Here is an 18,241-nt window from a genome sequence, read left to right as displayed (position 1 = left end):
CACGCCTGCACTTCAACAAACTAGCCTCCACCAAACCCGGTGCGATTCAGTCCAGCCACAAGCCCTCGCGCGCCGAAATGGCGACAGACCAAGTCAGTCGCAATGAAACTGCTGACCTGCTGATGGTGGGCCTTGCCAAGATGGTGTTTGAGGCTTTTATCCCCAGTGAGGAAATGGGCCAGTCACATGCCGTGGTGGCAGATGCTGATGCGCACCTGGTGCGCCGCTTGTTTGAAAAAGCGGTAGGCAATGCTTTGCGAATTCAGCTCCAGCCCTTGGGCTGGCAAGTGCTGAGTGGGCGCAAGCTGAGTTGGCCGGTGGAGCAGTTATCCGAAGGCCTACGGGACCACTTGCCGGGTATGACGACGGATATCGAGCTGCTACACCCTGCCAGCAAGCGCAAGCTGGTGATTGATACCAAGTTCACCCACATCTTCACCTCGTCACAGTACAAGGAGCAGATGCTGCGCAGTGGCTACCTGTACCAGCTCTATGCCTATTTGCGCACGCAGGAAGCTGCCACCTTGGGGCGAGGCTGGCGCAGCGAGGGCATGCTGCTGCACCCGCATTGTGGTGAGGCCGTGGATGCCTATGTGGACATGCAAGGGCATCGGCTGCGGTTTAAGACCATTGATTTGATGGGCTCTGCAGAGGTGTTTGAGCGGCAGCTGTTAGCACTTGGACATGGCTGGGCGGAGAACATGACCGACAGTGTCGTCAGTTCACATGCATAGCAATCCGTTGTTTGCTATGCATGTTCACCACACAGGGGGCTGAAATGTGCAGTATTTGCACTTTTCTATACAAGTCCTGCAGCTTATGTATAAAAATCTAAGTTTTCTATACATGTCCTTGGGATGCAAAATCTTTCCGCTTTACAGCCAGAACGCTTTGACACCGCCCCCATTCTGAAGAAGCTGGCCAGCGCCAGCCGCAAACTGGCAGAGCTCAAGGGTATTGCTGCGTCTATCCCCAACCAAGGCATTCTCATCAACACCCTTGGTTTGCAAGAAGCGAAGGACAGCTCGGAGATTGAGAACATCGTGACTACGCACGATGAGCTGTTCAAGGACGATTTGTCGCCTGAGAGCCAGATGTCCGCTGCCAGCAAGGAGGTGCTGAGTTATCGACAGGCTTTGTATACGGGCTTCCGATTGGTCAGGGAGACGGGACTACTCACTGCGAACCATCTGATTGACATTCAGCGGGAGCTGGAGCGCAACCATGCGGGTTTTCGCAAGCTGCCCGGCACGGCCTTGAAAGATGGTGCAGGACGTACCGTGTACACGCCACCACAGGAGCCGGATGCGATTGTGGCGCTGATGCGTGACCTGGAGCAGGCTATCAACGACCCCGATGCTGTGCTTGTGGACCCGCTCATCAAAATGGCACTGATTCATCACCAGTTTGAGAGCATTCACCCTTTCTATGACGGCAATGGTCGCACGGGGCGTATTTTGAATGTGCTGTATCTGGTCAAAGAGGGGCTGCTGGACATTCCGGTGCTGTACCTGAGCCGCCATATCGTGCGCACCAAGGCCGACTATTACCGCCTGCTGCAAGCCGTGCGTGACCACGATGCCTGGGAAGACTGGGTGCTGTATATGCTGGATGCTGTAGAGCAAACCGCCCAGCAGACGGTAAAAACGGTGATTGCCATTCGCGACGCCCTGCTTGACTACAAGCACCGCATCCGAGACCAGCACAAGTTCTACAGCCAAGACCTCATCAACAGCTTGTTCATGCACCCATACACCAAGATTGAGTTTTTGCAGAAGGACCTGAAGGTCTCAAGGCTGACAGCCACCAAGTATCTGGAAGCGCTTACCGAGTCAGGCTTTCTGGAAAAGCAGAAGATTGGCCGCAGCAATTACTACATCAACCATGCGTTGACACGTATCTTGATGGCCCCCTAGCCTACTTGCGTGACTAAGCCAGCGACAGAGATACAACACAGGACACGAGGGAGCGTGCAATGACCGAAGACCAACTCGAACAAGAAACCTTGCAATGGCTGGCGGAGGTGGGATACACCGTTCGTTATGGTCTGGACATTGCACCCGATGGTGACAACCCGCTGCGCAGCAATTACCAGCAAGTGGTGCTGCAAGACAATCTGCGCGAAGCCCTGCAGCGCCTGAACCCGCATATCCCTCAAGCCGCGCGAGACGATGCCTTATCCCAGGTGATGGATTTGGGTGTGCCTGCACTGCTGCCCTCCAACCGTGCATTTCATAAGCTGCTGGTCAATGGTGTGCCGGTGAGCTACCAAGTGGATGGGGAAACCCGTGGCGACTTTGCCAAGCTGGTGGACTGGGGCAACGTTGCCAACAACCAGTTCTGGGCGGTGAACCAGTTCAGCGTGAAGGGCCAGCACCACACGCGCAGGCCCGACATTGTGCTGTTTGTGAATGGCTTGCCACTGGTGGTGATTGAGCTGAAGAACCCTGCTGACCTCCATGCCGATATCTGGATGGCTTATGACCAGATAGAGACGTACAAGGAGCAAATTCCCGAGCTGTTCCGCACCAATGAACTGCTGGTGATTAGCGATGGCGCTGAGGCGCGCATAGGGTCGCTTTCTGCCGACCGTGAGCGCTATATGCAGTGGCGCACGATTGATGGGGTGAACATTGACCCACTGGGCGAGTTTGGCGAGCTGGAAACACTGATTCGCGGCGTGCTGGCCCCGGAGATTTTGCTGGACTATCTGCGCTACTGCGTACTGTTTGAAGACGATGGCCGCTTGGTGAAGAAGGTGGCGGGCTACCACCAGTACCACGCGGTGCGCGCAGCGATTGCCCGTGTGCTGGAGGCGGCCAGCAAAGACGCGGCTGCTACGGTGCGTGGCAAAGGCGGTGTGGTGTGGCACACGCAGGGCTCGGGCAAGAGCATCACCATGACGTGCTTTGCGGCCCGCGTGCTGCAAGAGCCCAAGCTGCAGAACCCAACGATTGTGGTGATAACCGACCGCAATGATTTGGACGGCCAATTGTTTGGCGTGTTTAGCCTGGCCCAAGACCTGCTGCGCGAGCAGCCCGTGCAAGCCCACAAGCGCCAAGAGCTGCGCCAAGTGCTGGCCAACCGGCCTTCGGGTGGCATCATCTTTGCCACCATTCAAAAGTTTATGCCGGGCGAGGATGAGGACACCTTCCCCGTGCTGTCAGAGCGCAGCAATATTGTGGTGCTGGCCGACGAGGCCCACCGCACGCAGTACGGCTTTGCCGCCAAGCTGAAAATTCGCAAAGCCAAGTACCCCACGGCTGAATCCAGTCCGCCATTGACTACGGATGGCCAGCCGGTGGCGCAGCAAGCGCAGTTTGCGCCTTCAGAAAAAGAAGTGCTGACCTACCAAGCAGGCTATGCCCAGCACCTGCGCGATGCGCTGCCCCAAGCCACCTTTGTAGCCTTTACCGGTACACCGGTGAGCAGCAGCGACAAAAACACCGAAGCGGTGTTTGGCAGCCATATCCACATCTACGACATGCAGCAGGCCAAGGAAGATGGCGCCACGGTGCCCATCTACTACGAAAGCCGCTTGGCCAAGCTCAAACTCAACGATGAGGTGCTGCCGCTGCTCGATGATGAAGTCGATGAACTGGCCGAAGACGAGGAAGAAGACCAGCAAGCCAAGTCCAAGAGCAAATGGGCTGCGCTAGAAAAAGTGGTGGGCACGCAGTCACGCATTGACAGCGTGGCGCTGGACATCGTGACCCACTTTGAAGCCCGCGATGCCGCCAACCGTGGCAAGGCCATGGTGGTTGCCATGAGCCGTGATATTTGCGTGCACCTCTATGACGCCATCGTCAAACTGCGCCCTGACTGGCACAGCGATGACCCTGAGCACGGCGCCATCAAGATAGTAATGACGGGCAGTGCCAGCGACAAAGCGCTGCTGCGCCCGCACATCTACGGCGCTGCCATTAAAAAGCGCCTGGAAAAGCGGTTTAAAGACCCGCATGACTCGCTCAAGCTGGTCATCGTGCGGGACATGTGGCTCACCGGCTTTGATGCGCCATGCGTGCACACCATGTACATCGACAAGCCCATGAAGGGGCACAACCTGATGCAAGCCATTGCGCGGGTGAACCGCGTGTTCAAGGACAAGCAGGGCGGTCTGGTGGTGGACTATTTGGGCATTGGCAATGAGCTCAAAGCTGCTATGAAGGAGTACACCGCCAGCAAAGGCCGTGGCAAACCCACCGTGGATGCTCATGAAGCATTGGCGGTCATGCTGGAAAAGCTGGATGTGCTCAAAGCCCTGCTTCATGGCTGCGATTGGAGTGGCTTTCGCACGGATGGCTACAAATCGCTCAAAGCAGGTGCTGACCATGTGCTGGGCCTGCCACCCTCCAAACCCGGTGGCGAGCGTGACGGTAAAAAGCGATTTTGCGACAACACCTTGGCACTAAGTCAGGCCTTCAGCCTGTGCTGTACGCTAGACGAGGCCAAGGAGCTGCGTGATGAGGTGGCCTTTATGCAGGCCATCAAAGTGATACTGACCAAGCGCGACGCCAGCAAGAAAAAACTGTCTGATGAAGCCAAGGATGTGGCCATCCGGCAAATCATCAACCAAGCTGTGGTGAGTGAGGATGTGGTGGACATCTTCGCTGCTGTGGGCCTGGATAAGCCCAATATTGGGCTGCTGGATGATGAATTCTTGGCGCAGGTGAAGAACCTACCCGAGCGCAACTTGGCGGTGGAGCTGCTGGAGCGTCTGCTGGAAGGGGAAATCAAATCCCGCTTTGCCACCAATGTGGTCCAGCAAAAGAAGTTCTCCGAACTGCTGGGCAATGTGGTGACCCGCTACCAAAACCGCAGCATTGAGTCTTCGCAGGTGATGGAAGAGCTGGTCGAGATGGCCAAGAAGTTCCGCGAAGCCTCGCGGCGCGGCGAGGTGCTGGGCTTGAGCGAAGACGAGGTGAAGTTCTACGAAGCGCTGATTGAGAACGAATCTGCGGTGCGTGAACTGAGCGACGAAATTCTCAAAAAGATTGCCCAAGAGCTGACCGACAACCTGCGCAAAAACGTGACCGTGGACTGGGCCGAGCGCGAAAGTGTGCGAGCCCGCTTGCGTCTGATGGTCAAGCGCGTGCTGAAGAAATACAAGTACCCTCCAGATTCTGCGGAGAGCGCGGTAGAGATGGTGCTGGAGCAAGCGAAGGCATTGGGGGAGAGCTGGGCGTAGCCAATGCGTGGAGCACTGAGGCTGCTGAACCTTGGTGACAACGAAAGCAGAGGTGGATGTAAATAATTTATGGGCACTCAATACAAGGAGACACCAAGTGCTTATGAAAGTAATTTTCCCCGCTGCAGCCATCTTGGCAGCAAGCTTTAGCTTTAGTGCGGTTGCCAGTGAAGTTCTGTCTGCAGAGGTCAAGAGTCCAGCACTGGGCAGAGCGTTGACTTACAACGTCTATTTGCCCACGGGGTATGCAGAGAACACCAATGTACGTTACCCCGTCATGTACCTGTTGCACGGCAATGGCGGCAACCGCAATGACTGGCACGTGAAGGGGAAGATGCAAAGCACGGTCGATGAATTGGTTGCGAAGGGCCAGATTCCGCCAGCAATCTTCATCATGCCTGATGCCAATACCAACTGGTATGTGGATCTGAAGGAGAAGATGGAGACGGCATTCATCGAGGATTTGATGCCGCACGTTGAGAAGACGTACCGCACCATCAATGCACGCGAAGGCCGTGTCATTGGTGGCTTATCAATGGGTGGCTATGGTGCGATTCGCTTTGTGTTGAAGTACCCCGAGAAATTTCAGGCTGCAGCTTTACTCTCACCAGCCATCTACAACCCAGAGCCTCCGGCAGATTCTTCTGCCCGACATGTCAAAGTGTTCGCTGAGCCGAATACGGATGGTGCATACAGCAAGAATGTCTGGCAGCAATACAACTATCCTGCGCTAATGGATGCTTTCTTGGCCAAGGGTATCAAGGTGCCGATGTACATCAACTCTGGCGACGATGATGAATTTGCCATCGAGGCAGATGCCACTTTGCTGTATTCACAGTTGCGTAAGGCCAAGCAACCTGCGGAATTGCGCATTGTGAATGGCAAGCACGAGTGGATGGTGTGGGAGACAACCTTGGGCGATAGCCTGAAGTATGTGTTTAGTACTGTGCAGCGCCCGCAGGTGCAGGCGGGTAAGTAAGTCTGGATATCACCTTGTGATGTCCTTAGGAATAAGGCTTGTGGCATGTGTGACGCATGTGACGCTTGCCAGAATCAAGATGTGAAAACGAAGCTTGTACCGCCAGCAGGTGCCAATAGTTCGAAAATTATGTACTGCTGGCTACACAGTGGCTACACAGAGCAAAAAGAGAAAAAGCCCGCTACTTTTTACGTAGCGGGCTTTTCTTTATTTACTTGGTGCCGGAGACATGAATCGAACACGCGACCTTCTCATTACGAATGAACGGTTGCTAAAATTCGCTTGTGTTGAGTTTGGTTGATAAATACAATAAAAACAACAAGTTGCTTAATTTTATTGATCAAATTTTAAGCAGTTGCGTTGATCTAAATTGATCCAAATTCACCAAAAAGTCTTACATCCGCCCTTACATCCTGACGATGTAAGACCGTTCCGAGGAGTCCCATGTCGAAGGTCGCATTCACTGCCGCACGCATCCAAGCTTTCAAGTGTCTGCCGGACAAAAAGCAAGCCTTCCTGTGGGACTCTACGTCCCCAGGGCTGGGGTTGCGCGCGACACCCAATGGCAAGCCTTCTTATGTTTTCCAGGGCAGTTATGCGGGCAAAGACATTCGCATCACGATTGGCAGTCCTGATGCTTGGCGGATTCCCGAAGCCCAAGCCAAGGCTCGCGAGTTGCAGCGCCAGATTGATGAAGGCAAAGATCCCCGTGAGCAAAAACGCCGGGCGTTGGCCGAAGCCCAGGAACGGCAGGCGGAGGAAGCGGCCCGCGCGGTGACGGTGGGTGATTTGTGGTCTGTTTACCTAGAAACGGGGAGGCCGAAGCGCAAAGAGGCTTGGAAGCCTCGCTATCTGGAAGATCTGAAAAGCGTGGCGTCGGCAGGCGGCATTCCGAAAAAGCGGGGCACTGGGCTGACACGGCCTGGACCGGTGTATCCGTTGCTTGCTATGCCCTTGGTCTCGATTGACGAAGATTCTCTAAAAACGTGGTTTGACCGAGAAGCACAAAGCGGAAGGCACCAGGCCACCCGTGCGCTCATGATGTTTCGTGGTTTTCTACGCTGGTGTGCTGCTCAGCCCAAATATCGAGCCCTGGTGGACCGCGATGCAGGTAAAGCCCCTGCGATTGTAGAAAGTTTGCCTACGAGTGTTCGGCGTACCGATGCATTGGAGGCGGCGCAGGTGCAAAGTTGGTGGAGTGGAGTCGAGCAGTTGTCCAACCAAACCGCCAGTGCTTATTTAAGAACGTTGCTTCTGACAGGAGCTCGTCGCGAAGAGGTTGCCGCTTTGACGTGGCAGCAGGTGGATTTCCGCTGGAGCAAGCTGACCTTGGCTGACAAGGTGGATGAGGTGCGCGTAATTCCGCTGACACCGTATTTGGCCCAACTACTAATGCGTTTACCGCGTGTCGGTACGTATGTGTTTGCCAGTACTGGTAAAGCGGGGCGCATCATTGACGCCCGCGCAAGTCATGCCCAGGCGCTACGCAGTGCTGGAATTGGTCATTTGACATTCCACGGCTTGCGTCGCTCGTTTTCGTTGCTGGGGGAAGCCGCAGGCGCACCTGCCGGTGCGATTGCACAGATCATGGGGCACAAGCCTAGCGCGACGGCAGAGGGCTATCGACCGCGCAGTATCGACGCGTTGCGGCCGTTTGCGCAGCGCATCGAAGCGTGCATCCTGGAGCTGGCCAACGTCCAATTTGAAGCGCTTCAGGAGGCGGCCAGGTTGCGCATCGTGAAGTGATCCACTTGGTTGCCACGGGGTGAGGTTCTACCGCCAGGTTTATAAGTATCACTCTAGAGTGATAACTTGCAAAAATCACATTAAAGTGATAATTTGCATTTATCACTTTGAAATGATTTTGGCTGTGGGGGTGAGATGGACTACGTACTGAATTTTCCGCAGCACCTGGGTTTGCACCTGAAGTCGCTGCGTAAGGCCAAAGGCATGAGCCAGGCCACATTGGCGAGCTTGCTCCAAGTCACGCAATCCAGAATCGCCGCGATTGAGAAGGATCCTTCCGCAGTCAGCGTGGGGCAGATGATGGCCATCCTCGAGTTGTTGGGGGCCCAGTTGGTGGTGCGGGTCCAGACGCTGCCCACAGAGGCTGCTCTCTCCGGCGCAGCACCTGCTTCAGCGCAAGCGGCTGAACCTACGCAACAAAACAAGCCGTCGAAGTTAGTAGTCAGCCAGGCAGCGCCAGCAAAGCACCTTGAGCCAAGGCAGAGCGCACAGCCGCTGAAACACACGGTACTTGCAGATGGCTGGCAGAGTCACAAGCCACAAGGGCGTTGGTAATGCGCGCGCTCGGTATTTGGATGAACGGTTTGCGTGTAGGTCGCTGGGAGATCTCGCGCACGGGCGCGCACAGTCTAGTATACGACCCAGACTGGCTGGCGAGCGAACATGTGCGCCCTTTGTCGCTGTCGCTGCCATTTACGCCTGACCTGCGTGTCACTGGCGATGTGGTCGAGAACTTTTTTGACAACCTATTGCCTGACAGCACCGACATTCGCAAGCGCATTAGGCAGCGGTACGGGCTGCGCAAGTCGGACGTGTTTACCTTGCTAGAAGCGATCGGTCGCGATTGCGTGGGGGCCGTGCAATTACTGCCCGAGGGTGTTGAGCCTGATGGCTTTGATCAAATCCGTGGCCAGCAATTGGATGAAGCCGCGATCAGCACACACTTGAGTTCTTTGGGGGCTTCGTTTGGTAGCTTGGATACGGATTTCGACTTTCGGATTTCCATTGCTGGCGCACAAGAGAAAACAGCGCTGCTGCGCGTGGACTCGCAGTGGTACGTGCCCGAAGGTGCTACGCCCACGACCCACATACTCAAGCCCAACATCGGTTTGGTGCCGGGGACTGAGTTTGATTTCACACAGTCGGTACAAAACGAGTGGTTGTGCAATCAATTGCTTAAAGCGCTGGGATTACCGGTAGCGAACTGCAGCATTGAAACTTTTGGCCCGCACACGGTGCTGTGTGTCGAGCGCTTTGATCGGGCATGGACACCAGATGGCTGGTTGGCACGTTTGCCGCAAGAAGATTTATGCCAGTCGCTGGGGGTTGCCAGCACACAGAAGTACGAGGCGGACGGTGGCCCTGGGATCGCACAATGTTTGCAAGTATTGAGCAAGAGCCAAGCGTCTGCGCAAGATTGCGCACGTTTTGTCATGGCGCAGTTGGCGTTTTGGCTTTTGGGTGCAATCGACGGACACGCCAAAAACTTCTCCATCTTTATGCAACCTGGCGGGGGCTATATCGCGACGCCGTTGTATGACGTGTTGTCGGCATGGCCGGTAATAGGCCATGGGCACGGAAAGATTGCTTGGCAGAAAGCCAAGATGGCCATGGCTGTTCCAGGGACCCAAAGCCGCCACTACCACCTGCAAAAAATCCAGCGTCGGCACTGGAAGGCTTTGGCAGAGTGGACGCGGGTTGAGGGTCTGTGGCCCGCGCTGCTGGAGATGCTGGCGCAGTTGGACACCGCGATTGAGCGGGTCGATGCTGACCTGCATCCTAGTGTGTCACCGAGTATGGCGAAGCAAATCTACGACGGAGCACGTGCGCAAGCACACCGTTTTTTTGCGGTACCTGATTGATGAGGGCAGGGCTGTTATGTGCAGGCGGAACGGTTGCTCTGAGGCCTGCTATTACCTCTGGAGTTGCAAGTTTGGCACCATGAGTGTGTCTGATGTGCAACTGCCGGTCTCGCAGGTACCTAAAAGCAGCTTTCCTAAGAAGTTTTTTAATTTTGCATCTCCTGCATATGCAATGTTCACACGCATTGAGGGATTCGGCGAGATACGGTTCGGATAGAAAACCGAACCTGGAGCTAGGAAGATACCGTGTTGGGCTGCCGAACGTGCAAGTTCGAACTCTGAGCAGGAAGAGGGTAACTCCACCCAGTGATAAAAACTGTGCTCGATGTGCGGATGGACTTTGAGGCCCAACTGCTGCATTACGCGGGCCGACTGTTTGGATGCTTCTTGGGTGCGTTGTTGCAGTTTGGTGATGTGCTTTTTATAGTGACCTGTACTGAGCAGCTCAAAAAGAATTCTTTCGGAGAAATCGGAGGACGCAATGATGGTCAGCATTTTCAATTCGCAGAGTTCCGCCACTTGCGGACGCGGGCCAGCGATATAGCCCACGCGCAGGCCTGCAGAAAGCGTCTTGGAAAAAGTGCTGACATAAAAGACGCGTTCTAACTGGTCCAGAGAAGCGAGTCTTGGGATGCTGGGATCGAGCAGTTCTGCAAACGCATCATCTTCTACGACCCATACATTGTGCTTGGCGGCCAGTTGCAGCACCTTATGTGCCTTGACCAAGCTTATCGAACTTCCCGTTGGGTTGTGTGCCAGCGATTGAATGAAATAAACCTTGGGCTTGTGCTCCATCAGCAGTCGCTCCAAGACTTCAAGATCTGGGCCATCGGGCAAGCGTGGTACATCCAGCATTTCAGTGCCAGAAAGCTTGAGTTTGGCAAACAGTGGGTAGTAACCGGGTGCATCCACTAATGCTTTATCGCCTGCAGTGAGTAGGTGTCGAACAATCAGATCCAAAGCATGGTTGGCACCATATGTCATAAGTATCTGCTGGGGTGGTGCAGAAATACCTCTTTCTTCTAGCGCTCTTGCCAGCATTCTGCGTAATGGCTCAAAACCTGCGGGATCTCCATAGCCACGCTCTGCGTCTAGCAAATCCCGCAGATCGGTCTTTCTCACCTGTGCCCATACATCTGCTGTCTCCATCCAGTGGGCTGGAGGACGTCCATCCCCGACGCGCAGAGCATTACGGGAATTAACCTGTTCGCGCAGTAAAGACAGAACATCTACAGCTGCCGTGAAATTGGACTGCGTCACTTGTGTGGGCTGCTTTTGAGTTTCCCGCACGTAATACCCCGAGCCAAGCTTGGCTTGAATATAGCCGCGAGCTTCTAATCTGCCATACGCATCTACCACGGTATTCCGGCTCACGGACCAGTGTTCGGCAGCTGAGCGTATCGATAGGATTTTTTCACCTGCTGGTAATTCATGACGCTCAATTGCCCCCATCAGGGAAGACACTAATGCTTCAACTTTGTAGCTGTGTTCTCTGGTGTTCATGAAAAAATCCAATGTAAATCAATGGTATGTAGAAGTGAACACGAACCGTACCTAAATTGCCATAGGTACAGTTTTCTATGTATGCCTTCAACCGTACCTATAGTTGCTTGGCAATCTTCCTAGAATTTTCTTGTGCACAAAGGACATAGAGCCTGCGCACACTTCAACCGCTGCAGCTATAGCAGGGGATGTGAAATAACTAGGAGACAAGACAATGAATGCAGGCAATTTTTCGCGCCGCAATGCACTTAGGGCTGGTGTAGCAAGCAGCATTGCGGCTGCAGCCATAGCTCCCGCTATTGCTCGTGCCCAAAGCACCACGACGTGGCGCATGCAAACTCTGTGGGATGGAGGGACTACCGCTCAGAAGTTTGAAGAGAAATTCGTCGCCCGTGTGGCTGAGCTAACGGGTGGTCGCTTCAAGATAAATCTCTTCTCGGCCGGACAGATTGCACCTCCTGCGCAGGCATTCGATGCTGTGCGTGGCGGTGCCTTCGAAATGATGAAGACTTTTGACGGTTATGAGGCTGGAAAGATCCCATCGCTTGCATTCACCAGCACCATTCCCTTCGGCTTCCCAGAAAGTGACCAGTACGAAGCCTGGTTCTATGAGCGTGGGGGGCTGGAGCTGGCGCGCCAAGCTTATGCCGCTGCAGGCATGTTCTATGTAGCTCCCACCGTATATGGTCAGGAGCCGCTGCACTCCAAGGTTGCCATTCGGAAAATGAGCGATCTGAAGGGCAAGAAAGGACGTTTTGTCGGGCTGGCTTCCACCGTCATGGGCGCCATGGGTGTTGCAGTGACCACGATGCCTACAGGTGAGGTGTACTCCGCACTGGATAAGGGCGTCGTTGATTTTGCGGACCGTGGTGATCTGCTCTCCAACTTCGACTCCGGTTTGGCAGAAGTTGCTAAGTATGTCATCTTGCCCGGTTTTCACCAGCCAACAACTGCTACAAGCTATGTGGCCAACAAAGGTGCCTACGACAAGCTGCCTGCCGATTTCAAGGCAGCACTGGCGGTTGCAGCGCGTGAGGTTTCGGGTGCATTCCGTCAGCACCTGCTGGTGAATGATGCAGTGGCGCTGGGTAAATACAAGGCCAAGGGTTGCGAAATCATCTACATGCCCGCTGACGAAATCAAGGCAGCACGTCCCAAGGCTCTGGAGGCCTGGAAGACGGCGACCAAGGGTGATGCGCTAGCCACCAAGATCCTGGATAGCCAGAGCACGTTCATGAAGGACCTGGGTCTGCTGTAAGCCACCTTGCTTTGCTCCCACCGTGCCGTTGCCTAACGGCACGGCAGCCCCTCATTTGCCTGGAGATCTGCCATGCCACATTGGCTTTCTGTCTCTGCGGCCGCCATAACCGCCATCAACCGCGCCCTGTTCAAGGCCGCAGTTTGGATCATGGCCGTCGTCGTCCCAGTGATGCTTTACGAAGTGATAGCGCGCTACTTTTTCAATGCCCCGACCACTTGGGGGATGGAGCTGGCTGTCCTGCTTTTTGGCCCCTATTTTCTGCTGGGTGGCCCGTACCTGCTGCACCTCAAGGGACACGTTGCCCTTGATGTGGTGCGCCAGCGCCTGAGCCCACTGTGGCAGCGGCGTATGGACCTAGTCAACTACCCCATGATCGTGATTTTTTGCGCAATCTTGCTGTACTTCAGCGTACCCAGCGCATGGAGCTCCTGGGAGTACAAGGAGACGAGCTTCTCAGCTTGGAACCCGCCCGTGTGGCCCATCAAGGCCTTCGTGCCGATGGCACTGGCTCTGATGATGCTGCAGGCCATTATCGAATTTCTGCGCGTGGTCTATGAGCCCACTGTTGCTTGCTCCGAGGAAGGGGGGCAGCAATGAGCTCCAACATGATTTTGATTCTGATGTTCGGTGGCCTGACCATGTTTATGCTCACCGGACTGCCGATTGCCTTTGTGCTGGGCGGGCTGTCGCTGATTTTCACCGTGACGCTGTGGAACCCAGGCGCTGTCATTGTGCTTGTGCTGCAGATCTACGACACGATGAAGTCAGAGGCGTTGCTGGCAATTCCTCTGTTCATCCTCATGGCCTGCATCCTTCAGCGCTCAGGAGTTATTGAGGAGCTCTACCGCGCCATGGAGATCTGGTTCGGGCGCTTGCGGGGCGGGCTGGCCGTCGGTACTGTGATCATCTGCGTGATCATGGCCGCCATGACCGGCGTGGTCGGTGCAGCCGTGACGGCCATGGGTATTCTGGCGCTGCCCGAAATGCTACGGCGGGGCTACAAGCCCGAGCTCGCGCTTGGCACGATCTGCGCTTCGGGTACTTTGGGCATTCTGATTCCGCCCTCGGTGCTGACTATCGTCTATGCAGTGACGGCACAGGTTTCGATTGGCCAGATGCTGATTGCCGGCATCGTGCCCGGCCTCATCCTTGCAGCGCTGTACATCACCTATATCGTGGTCGTAAGCTGGCTGAAACCGGAATGGGTGCCGCTGGATACTTCGCAGCCGAGAGCCTCGTTGCGGCAGAAACTTGTCGCCCTTAAGTCCCTAGTTTTTCCCAGTCTGTTGATCGTGATGATCCTGGGGTCCATCTTCTTCGGTATTGCCACTCCAACGGAGTCCGCCGCGGTTGGTGTGGCTGGGGCGCTGATACCGGCCGTCTGGCGCAGGCGCCTAAATTTTGAGTTGCTACGCAGTGCCGGCGTTGATGCGCTCAGGGCCACATCCATGATTCTGTGGATCACACTGGGTGCCAAAGCCTATGTTGCCATCTTCACAGGGCTGGGTGGGGCGGACACACTACTGAACTTCATCCAGAGCCTTGAGGTGAACCGCTGGGTGGTGCTTGCCATGATGATGCTGTTGCTCGTCTTTCTGGGTACGGTCTTGGATGAGCTGGGCATCATTTTGCTGACCGTCCCGGTCTTTCTGCCCATCGTGCGCATGCTGGGGTTCGACGAGATCTGGTTCGGGGTGCTGTATGCCATCACGATTCAGATGGGCTATATCAGCCCGCCGTTCGGCTACACGCTTTTCTACATTAAGGGCACGCTGCCCCCGCACATCACCATGGGGGCTGTCTACAAGGGAATCCTGCCGTTCTTTCTGCTGCAGTTCGTGGGACTGCTGCTGTGTGCGCTGCTGCCCGACCTCATCACCTTCCTGCCTCGCATGATGTCCGGCCACTGAGCCGCCCCTGGAGACACACATATGAAAACACCTGCATTCAGCAGCCGCATTTCCGGTTTCCACAAACAGGGCTTCCCCGAACGCGTGGAGACGCTTGCGAGTTGCTGCCAGCTGACCGCCGAGGAGCAGGCACACCTGCGCAACACGGGCAACCTGCCAGCCGAGATGGCCGACAGGCTGATCGAGAACGCGGTTGGTACGATGAACATCCCGATTGGCATCGCCACCAACATGCGCATCGACGGCGTGGACCGGCTGATTCCCATGGCCACGGAGGAGTCCTCTGTCGTAGCGGCGGTCTGCAATGCCGCGCGCCAGTGCTATGACCACGGCGGTTTCACGACATCCATGTCCGGGTCTTCGATGATCGCCCAGATCCAGCTCGCGGGTGTGCCCAATCCGGCCTTTGCGCGCCAGCAGATCCTGGAGCGCCGGGACGAAGTAGCTGAACTGTGCAATGCCACCGACCCCGTGCTACTCAAGATGGGCGGCGGTTTTCATGATCTGGAAGTGCGTCTGCTGGACACGCCTGCCGGAGCCATGGTGATCACTCACCTGATCGTGGATACGCGTGATGCCATGGGTGCGAACGCCGTCAATTCAATGGCTGAAAAGCTGGCGCCGATGATCGCATCCTGGACAGGGGGCAGGACCAATCTGAGGATTCTGTCCAACCTTGCAGACCGGCGGTTGGCGCGTGCACGTTGCGTGTGGCGCATGCAGGATATCGGTGGCGCCGAGGTGCGTGATGCCATGGTCAGTGCCTATCACTTTGCGAACTGCGACCCCTATCGCGCTGCCACGCACAACAAGGGGATCATGAATGGCATCAGCGCCGTTGTCCTCGCGACAGGCAACGACACGCGCGCTGTGGAGGCAGGTGCCCACGCCTATGCGGCGCGTAAAGGCCATTATGGCAGCCTAACCCACTGGGAGGTCAATGCGGACGGAGACCTGTGCGGATCGATCGAGCTACCTATGGCGGTGGGGCTGGTCGGTGGCGCGACCAAGCTGCACCCGACGGCCAAGATCGCCTTGAAGGTACTCCAGGTGCAGACAGCCTCGGAGCTGGCTCGCACGATTGCGGCCGTGGGGCTGGCCCAGAATTTTTCCGCCATGAAGGCTCTGGCCACGACAGGCATCCAGAAGGGGCACATGGCCTTGCACGCCCAGAACATCGCCATGATGGCTGGTGCCGTGGGTGACGAGATCGACCGGGTGGCTCGGAGTCTGGTGGCGCAGGCTGCCGTGCGCCTTGATGTTGCAGAGGTCGAGTTGCAGAAGCTGCGTTCGGCGTGATGCCGCATGGATTGGAAAGGAACTTCCCATGATCGACATTGACGACAATACAACCATCATTGAGGCGTTTCGTGCGGCAGCACAACGTTACGCAGACCGTGCCTTTCTGGTCGTGCCACCCAACCCCAACCGCAGTTACGACAAGGCTGGGCGGGAGATCACCTATGCGCAGGCGTTGGATGAGGTCCACACACTGGTGCATGCCTATCGCGCCGCAGGATATGGGCTCGGCCACCGGATTGCGCTGCTGCTCGAAAACAGGCTCGAGCACGTGCTGCACAAGCTGGCCATCAATGCGATTGGCGCGTGTTGTGTGCCCATCAACCCGGACTATCGCACGCGCGAACTGGTTTACCTGATTGAGCACTCCCGAGTCGATCTGATTGTCGCCCTCGAATCCCGATCCGCGCAAATCCAGTGCGCACTGGACGAAGCACAGCAGCAGGTACCTAGGATCGCTCTAGAGGACTGGTCGCAGCAGGCGCTGCCACCGGCACCCAGAGCAGCAGAGGCAGGAGTCGTCAGTGCCGAAACTGCGGCGAGTATTCTCTACACCTCCGGCACTACGGGGCAGCCCAAGGGCTGCGTGCTTTCGAATGCCTATGAACTGGCTGCTGGCCAGTGGTATGCCACGCTGGGCGGGCTGGCTCGAATCGAGGAGGGTGGGGACCGGCTTTACAACCCACTGCCGCTTTTTCACGTCAATGCCTCAATTCTTTCGCTGTACTGCATGCTGCTCACTGGTGGGGCGCAGATACAGACAGACAGGTTCCAGCCCAGCCGCTTCTGGCAGGAGGTGTGCGACACCAAAGCCACCATCATCCACTATCTGGGTGTGGTTGTGCCCATGCTGCTTAACCAGCCAGACAGCACATTGGAGCGTCGGCACAGCGTCCGTTTCGGTCTGGGCGCCGGTGTTGAGCCTCAGTTGCATGCTGTGTTCGAGCAACGCTATGGTTTTCCGCTGCTGGAGATCTGGGGCATGACGGAGATGGTGCGTCCGCTGTGCGACTGCCACGAACCGCGTCAGGTAGGAACGCGCGCCTTCGGCAAGGAGAGCCCAGGACTTGATGCTGCGGTCATGGACGAATGCGGCGACTTTGTTCCTGACGGCACGCCGGGCGAGCTCGTGATCCGCTACAGCGCGGAGCAGCCGCGCAGGCACTTCTTCAGCGGCTACCTGGACAACGAACGTGCTACCGAGGATGCCTGGCGTGGCGGGTGGTTCCACACCGGCGATGTGGTGGTACGGCATGCGGACGGCATGTTCCATTTCATGGACCGCAGGAAAAACATCATCCGTCGCTCGGGCGAGAACATTGCTGCCGCGGAAGTGGAAGCCCTGCTCCTCACACACCCGCAGGTGCGAAGCGCGGCCGTGATGGCCGTGACCGACGAAGTGCGGGAAGAGGAGGTACTGGCCTGCGTGGTGCTGGCAGAAGATGCTGTCTACCAAGATCAGGCATCGGTGGCCCGGGAGATTTTCGATTTTTGCCACAGCAATCTTGCGTACTACAAGGCGCCAGGATGGATGTGGTTTGCAGCGGAGATTCCGACCACGGGCACCCAGAAAATCCAGAAGCACCGCATCTTTGAACAGGGGATGGACCCCCGCACTCTGCAGGGTATTCATGACCTGCGCTCGCTGAAAAAACGTACATGAACATGCTGCATCTCTATCACTGTGTCAGTGCACGCTCTTTCCGTTGTTTGTGGATGCTGGAGGAGTTGAATCTGCCCTATGAACTCCACATGCTGCCGTTCCCACCAAGGGTGTTGGCGCGAGACTATCTGACGGTCAACCCGCTGGGCACGGTGCCCTTATTGCTGGACGGCGACGTGCGTCTGACGGAATCCGCAGCCATCTGTGAGTATCTGGTTAGGCGCTATGGCAACGGACAGCTTGACGTTCCTCCAGATGACCCTGAATTTGGACGCTATTTGAACTGGCTTCACATGAGTGATGCAACGTTAACCTTTCCGCAGACGCTTGTGTTGCGCTACCGCTTCTTCGAGTCTGCGGAGCGCTTGCAACCTCAAGTTGCGGAAGACTATCAGCGTTGGTTCCTAGCGCGATTGAAAGCAGTAGACAATAATTTTACGCATGGCCAATTTTTATGTGGAGAGCGGTTTACTGCCGCAGATGTTGCCGTTACGTATGCTTTACAGCTAGCTAGCCATTTAGGGATGGAGCCAAGCTTTCCGGCTGGGGCCGCTGATTACTGGCAGCGAATGCAGCAGCGCCCGGCGTTTGTCAATGCCTTAAAAATCGAAGAACAAGCTGCATTGAGACAAGGAATATCGCCAACGCCTTCTCCCCAAATCCGTCCATGACCTCAGTTTGCGGCAAGCTGTCAAATCCGTGCAGACTGACTTCTGCACTCCAAAAAATAGGCCGTTGTTGCAAATCAATTTTTGGGTGCTCACCTCAATTGATTTGCGCAACAGAGCCTGTGTTACTTGAAGCATGCTCCATAAGAAGCTCGCCTCAAC

The 18,241-nt window shown here is 56.0% G+C and carries 14 protein-coding genes; 13 read left to right on the top strand and 1 reads right to left on the bottom strand.

The genetic code is table 11. From position 1 onward, the window contains the following. The 7 genes from QEP12_RS14420 to QEP12_RS14390 all read left to right on the top strand — a co-directional run. Positions 1–734: 5-methylcytosine restriction system specificity protein McrC (locus tag QEP12_RS14420; protein WP_431308093.1), on the top strand; the 734-nt coding region annotated here is incomplete at its 5' end. Positions 735–857: 123 nt separating this feature from the next. After that, on the top strand, positions 858–1,916 hold the full coding sequence (locus QEP12_RS14415) for a Fic family protein (RefSeq protein ID WP_284214680.1): 1,059 nt from the start codon (positions 858–860) through the stop codon (positions 1,914–1,916). 59 nt (positions 1,917–1,975) lie between these two features. Further along, a complete protein-coding gene (locus QEP12_RS14410; protein WP_284214679.1) occupies positions 1,976–5,188 on the top strand; it encodes a type I restriction endonuclease subunit R in 3,213 nt (1,070 codons plus the stop codon). A 103-nt stretch (positions 5,189–5,291) separates the two neighbouring features. After that, a complete protein-coding gene (locus QEP12_RS14405; protein WP_284214678.1) occupies positions 5,292–6,167 on the top strand; it encodes an alpha/beta hydrolase in 876 nt (291 codons plus the stop codon). Between the two features lie 444 nt (positions 6,168–6,611). After that, complete coding sequence (locus QEP12_RS14400; RefSeq protein ID WP_174864267.1) at positions 6,612–7,913, top strand: tyrosine-type recombinase/integrase; 1,302 nt, start codon at positions 6,612–6,614, stop codon at positions 7,911–7,913. A 135-nt stretch (positions 7,914–8,048) separates the two neighbouring features. After that, complete coding sequence (locus QEP12_RS14395) at positions 8,049–8,468, top strand: helix-turn-helix domain-containing protein (RefSeq protein ID WP_174864266.1); 420 nt, start codon at positions 8,049–8,051, stop codon at positions 8,466–8,468. After that, entirely contained in the window at positions 8,468–9,775 is a 1,308-nt protein-coding gene (locus QEP12_RS14390; RefSeq protein ID WP_174864265.1) for a type II toxin-antitoxin system HipA family toxin, read from the top strand. The genes QEP12_RS14395 and QEP12_RS14390 overlap by 1 nt, the downstream gene beginning before the upstream one ends. A 51-nt stretch (positions 9,776–9,826) precedes the next feature. Here QEP12_RS14390 and QEP12_RS14385 read toward each other — a convergent pair whose 3' ends face one another. After that, positions 9,827–11,278 carry an aminotransferase-like domain-containing protein gene (locus QEP12_RS14385; RefSeq protein ID WP_174864264.1) on the bottom strand — a complete coding sequence of 484 codons (1,452 nt, stop codon included), beginning with the start codon at positions 11,276–11,278 and terminating at the stop codon, positions 9,827–9,829. 214 nt (positions 11,279–11,492) lie between these two features. On the opposite strand from QEP12_RS14385, the gene dctP reads away from it, so the two are divergent. The 6 genes from dctP (at position 11,493) to QEP12_RS14355 (ending at position 18,082) form a co-directional block, all read left to right on the top strand. Further along, on the top strand, positions 11,493–12,536 hold the full coding sequence (gene dctP / locus QEP12_RS14380; protein ID WP_174864263.1) for a TRAP transporter substrate-binding protein DctP: 1,044 nt from the start codon (positions 11,493–11,495) through the stop codon (positions 12,534–12,536). Between the two features lie 72 nt (positions 12,537–12,608). Further along, on the top strand, positions 12,609–13,136 hold the full coding sequence (locus tag QEP12_RS14375) for a TRAP transporter small permease subunit (RefSeq protein ID WP_174864262.1): 528 nt from the start codon (positions 12,609–12,611) through the stop codon (positions 13,134–13,136). After that, a complete protein-coding gene (locus tag QEP12_RS14370) occupies positions 13,133–14,449 on the top strand; it encodes a TRAP transporter large permease (protein ID WP_174864261.1) in 1,317 nt (438 codons plus the stop codon). Before QEP12_RS14375 ends, QEP12_RS14370 begins: the two co-directional genes overlap by 4 nt. Positions 14,450–14,470: 21 nt before the next feature. Next, positions 14,471–15,748, top strand: a complete 1,278-nt coding sequence (locus QEP12_RS14365) for a hydroxymethylglutaryl-CoA reductase, degradative (protein ID WP_284214675.1) — start codon at positions 14,471–14,473, stop codon at positions 15,746–15,748. Between the two features lie 28 nt (positions 15,749–15,776). Then, entirely contained in the window at positions 15,777–17,411 is a 1,635-nt protein-coding gene (locus tag QEP12_RS14360; RefSeq protein ID WP_284214674.1) for an AMP-binding protein, read from the top strand. A gap of 2 nt (positions 17,412–17,413) precedes the next feature. Beyond that, on the top strand, positions 17,414–18,082 hold the full coding sequence (locus tag QEP12_RS14355; RefSeq protein WP_284214683.1) for a glutathione S-transferase family protein: 669 nt from the start codon (positions 17,414–17,416) through the stop codon (positions 18,080–18,082). Positions 18,083–18,241 lie beyond the last annotated feature (159 nt).

Source organism: Comamonas jiangduensis, from assembly GCF_030162955.1.
Taxonomy (GTDB): Bacteria; Pseudomonadota; Gammaproteobacteria; order Burkholderiales; family Burkholderiaceae_C; genus Comamonas; species Comamonas jiangduensis.
Note: the sequence above shows the minus strand (reverse complement) of the source record. Positions and strands in the feature narration are given on the sequence as shown.